Origin of the sequence: Streptomyces sp. 7N604 (assembly GCF_052245475.1) — a bacterium.
Classification (GTDB): domain Bacteria; phylum Actinomycetota; class Actinomycetes; order Streptomycetales; family Streptomycetaceae; genus Streptomyces.
This window is the reverse complement of the sequence record NZ_JBQQBX010000108.1, coordinates 1-699: the sequence shown is the minus strand read 5'-3', so window position 1 is coordinate 699 and position 699 is coordinate 1. Positions and strand designations below refer to the sequence as shown.

The following is a 699-nucleotide window of genomic DNA, read 5'->3' as shown; positions in this document are numbered from 1 at the left end:
CCCCTCCCCAACAACAAGGTGTTCGTGCTGGATGAGTTCCTCAAGCCGGTGCCGGAAGGGGTCACGGGCGAGGTGTATATCGCCGGTGCCGGTCTGGCTCGGGGTTACATCGGGCGGCCGGGGCTGTCCGCGGAGCGTTTCGTTGCGTGCCCCTTCGCTGTCCCGGGCGGGCGGATGTATCGCAGCGGTGACCTGGCGAAGTGGACCGCCGACGGCGAACTGGTCTTCGCAGGCCGCGTGGATGAGCAGGTCAAGGTTCGCGGGTTCCGTGTGGAGCTGGGCGAGATCGAAGCCGTCATCGGCGCGCACGAGGCTGTGGGTCAGGTCGCGGTCGTGGTCCGCGAGGACGGTCCGGGGGACAAGCGGCTGGTCGCGTACGTGGTGCCCAGCGGGGAGCTCGATGTGGCGGTGGTACGGGAGTTCGCCGCCGGGCGGCTGCCGGAGTACATGGTCCCGACGGTCGTGGCGCTGGAAGCGCTGCCGCTCACCGTCAACGGCAAGCTGGACCGCTCCGCCCTCCCCGCCCCCGACACCGCCACCCCCACCGAGGGCCGCGCCCCCGCCACCCCCACCGAGGAGATCCTCTGCGGGCTCTTCGCCGAAGTCCTCGGCCTGAACCAGGTCAGCGCCGATGCCTCGTTCTTCGAGCTGGGTGGTGACTCGATCATGTCGATGCTGCTGGTGTCGAGGGCGCGTAAG

1 protein-coding gene is annotated in these 699 nt (G+C 69.7%); it reads left to right on the top strand.

Features of this window, described 5'->3' with window-relative positions:
- Nucleotides 1-699 (top strand): non-ribosomal peptide synthetase (locus ACTWP8_RS38220; protein ID WP_443326648.1); only part of this gene is annotated, 699 nt, incomplete at both ends.